Source organism: Moorena sp., from assembly GCF_982860115.1.
In genome coordinates, this window is the sequence record NZ_CEYLVT010000044.1 from 21,480 (window position 1) to 24,701 (window position 3,222).

General features: G+C 43.7%; 4 protein-coding genes. 1 reads left to right on the forward strand and 3 read right to left on the reverse strand.

Going from position 1 to position 3,222, the window contains the following annotated elements; translation table 11 throughout:
* The 3 genes from AC4II3_RS10275 to AC4II3_RS10285 all read right to left on the reverse strand — a co-directional run.
* The coding region (locus tag AC4II3_RS10275; RefSeq protein ID WP_490722813.1) for a tetratricopeptide repeat protein at positions 1–1,629 on the reverse strand (1,629 nt) is incomplete at its 3' end.
* Entirely contained in the window at positions 1,630–2,079 is a 450-nt protein-coding gene (locus AC4II3_RS10280) for a hypothetical protein (protein WP_488009978.1), read from the reverse strand. It abuts the gene before it with no gap.
* A gap of 112 nt (positions 2,080–2,191) precedes the next feature.
* The gene (locus tag AC4II3_RS10285; RefSeq protein WP_488029208.1) at positions 2,192–2,644 is read right to left on the reverse strand and encodes a MerR family transcriptional regulator; all 453 of its coding nucleotides are present in this window, start codon (positions 2,642–2,644) and stop codon (positions 2,192–2,194) included.
* A 226-nt stretch (positions 2,645–2,870) separates the two neighbouring features.
* Between AC4II3_RS10285 and AC4II3_RS10290 the strand changes: the two genes are divergently transcribed.
* On the forward strand, positions 2,871–3,077 hold the full coding sequence (locus AC4II3_RS10290) for a hypothetical protein (protein WP_488029207.1): 207 nt from the start codon (positions 2,871–2,873) through the stop codon (positions 3,075–3,077).
* The last annotated feature ends 145 nt before the right edge of the window (positions 3,078–3,222 follow it).

The following is a 3,222-nucleotide window of genomic DNA, read 5'->3' on the forward strand; positions in this document are numbered from 1 at the left end:
CAGGTTGTTGAGGCTGGTAGCGACATCCGGGTGGTGTTCACCCAGCAGCTGTTTCATTAGGTCTAAGGCTTGTAGGTAGAGGGGTTCGGCTTCTGAGTACCTACCCTGGTTCCTGTAAAGTTCTGCCAGGTTGTTGAGGCTGGTAGCGACATCCGGGTGGTGTTCACCCAGCAGCTGTTTCCTTAGGTCTAAGGCTTGTAGGTAGAGGGGTTCGGCTTCTGAGTACCGACCCTGGTTATAGTACAGTAAAGCCAGATTGTTGAGGCTGGCTGCTACATCTGGGTGGTTTTCACCTAGACGGTGTTGGCTAACCTCTAAACATTGTTCTAACCAAGGTTCTGCCAGTTTGTATAATCCCTGACCCCCATAGAACCGATCGAGCATAACAAAGGGTACAATTAAATCCTCATCCTCTAACCATTGTTGTAGTTCAGTTGCTGCTTCTGCTACATGAGGTATGGATGGTGCTATTCCGTCTACCTGCTCTTTTGTAGGACTTTGAGGGAGAGACTGTGCTTCTTCTACCATCACCTTACAGAAACTCTGTTTGAGCTTTCCTGCTTCAGGCATCTGTTCGAGTTTATTGTGGAAGTATTTACATACTAATTGGTGAAATTGATAATCCCCTTGCTCAGTTTCACGAATTAAATTCAAACTCAACAGACTGTCTTCTATTACGTCTTCCCAATCTTCATTTAAAGGAATCAGTTCACAACTATCAGTTATAGATAAACAGGTTTCCACTAGTGTCCACTTAATCGGAGCTAAGGCAAAGAGACTCAAAAAACATCCCAGCCACTGCCCTTGAGAGTCTAATTCTTTCCAGCTCAACTCTAATGCTGCTTCTACTCCTTTTTGAGCTGTCATGTCCCCCGATGGCTTCAGTTCGTTTAGCTTTTCCTCTAATTTTTGTACCATCTTTGCTAAAGTCCAATGATACCGTCTTTTGAGGAAACGTCCTACTAACTCCAATCCCAATGGAAGGTATCCAAGTTTTTCACAGAGTTGAGAGGCTGCTACTGGTTCTTTTTCCAGTCTTGAGTGACCAATAAAAGACCCTAAAAACTCCAAAGCTGCTTTCTCATCTAACACCTCTAGGCGCAATTGTTCAAAGGATTCTGATAGCCAATATTTACGTGTCGTTATTAGTACTTTGAAACGGGATTCTTGGGGTGGTAGATAGCCTTCAATATCCTCATAGTCTCTAACATCATCCAGAATGATCAGGGCATCACCATCTAAAAGCTGCCACCGAGACCAACAGTAGTCTAACTGGTCTGATAACTCCAAATCCTCAGGAGGATTCAGATTAAGCTGAGACTTAGCAAAACTCAGCAATTGTTCTCCCGGATTGGATGCTTGTACCTGTATCCAACAAATCCCACCGGGGTAGGTGGATTGCTGTTTCTGGCGCTGAGCATACTGTATGGCAAGTTCAGTTTTTCCTACTCCAGCCATACCGCTAAGCACAGCAGTGATAGCAATGCGCTCCTTCTTTTGAAGCTGTTGGTGTAGTTCTTTGAGTTGTTTGTCCCGACCGACAAAGTTGACTACGCCACTGCGTACTCTGGCTAAATTATTAGGATTAGCAACTGGGATTTGTTTAACCTGCTCCCCAGGCGACTTCAGCTAATCTTGAGGAGAATTATAGTTAAAGTTGAAGGTATTATTACTACCAGCTTCTCTAATGACTGGATTTATATTTTGATTGTTAGAAGTTACATTACCACCAGAAACCTTGTTATAATTTACCTCACCACCAGATACTTGCCAATTTTCCCCTTGCCTTTGGTTCAAATTATCGATTTCCCTTGCTAATGCTTCAATCTCCTGGGCAAATTGAGAATCTGCTCTCATCGTCTCTTGCAAATAGTCAGATACAACTTTTAGCTCAGTCTTTGACCCTGGTTGAGCATCTAGCAAAGCTAATTCAGCCCTGGGATTACTCCTTAACTTATTAATAATCTTCTCGCGTAGGAGCTTGGCTTTTTCTATTACTGCCTCAGTAAACTTTTCTACTATAGTTTCTGCAGCTTTGGTACCGATAAAGGCTAGATTGGCAATGGCTAGAGGTTCCATATCTGAGTAACTAGGACAGATTAACTAGACCTACAATCAATACATACAGCCAAACGGATTTTGTTCAGGATTAACTCTGATCAACTAGAATCGATTCCTAGGTCTTACCCCCTCAGCGACTCGCGGGAAAACTGCCACCAATAAAGTGAATATCACTAAAAGTTTCAATCCACAAACGAGCGCCACAATCGAGTGGATGATCGGGATTATAGACAATCTTACAAGGCCCAAGGATTTCCACTTCGTTGCCGTAGAGATTGGTACCACTTCGTTTTACTGAAATCACTGGCTTGCGGTCTTTGGGGCTTTTCTTGATATTCGAGCCAATGTGATTGCGATTGACATTAATCTTCGCTAAAGCCGGTGGACGACTAGTGCGCCATTTCCCCTTCGGTCCACGAGACCCTTTAGTTATTTGTGGCAAATGGTTGAACAGAGGAATAATCCAGAATTTACCGGTTTTATAGGCACCGCGAACGCGACCCTTCTCTAGGAGTTGACGCAATCGTCGAGAAGAAATTCCTAATAGAGATGCCGCTTCAGTAGTTCCAACGCACTTGTTCATGAGTGGAGTGTTTTTAACTATTCCGATAATACTAGTTTATAGGATAAAAAGAAAATTGGCAATAAAAGCTTGTAACAAAACTTTTCAAAATATGTTATAATATAAGATTATTTGTGCTATAATAAAATTACCGTGGAACGTTTTAGCGCCCACGGTAAGAGCCAGCCTACAGAAGTCACACGGAAGGCTGGCTCTCGTCCCCCAGTTAAGGAGATAACTTATTATTATGTCGTATTCTCAACGCCTATATCCATGGGCAGTGGTTAGGTTATTGCCCAAGATGCAACGAGTACTTGTTGGTCGTTTCCGCAATCGCTCGGATGCGGAAGGCCACATGCAGGCTCTGAAGCGGCTAATGCCTGATGAGAAATTTATTATTGTGTTTGATATTGGGCAGGATATAGAGGGAGAATCTGAGGAGAATAGGGAGTAGGGAGTGTAAGCGATCAGTTATAGCGTTATGGGCAAGGCAAGAGGAATTCTCAAATTCTGGGGGACTTTGACCACTGCGCCCCCTAAATCCCCCAATTCTGGGGGACTTTGACCATCGCGCCCCCTAAATCCCCCAATTCTGGGGG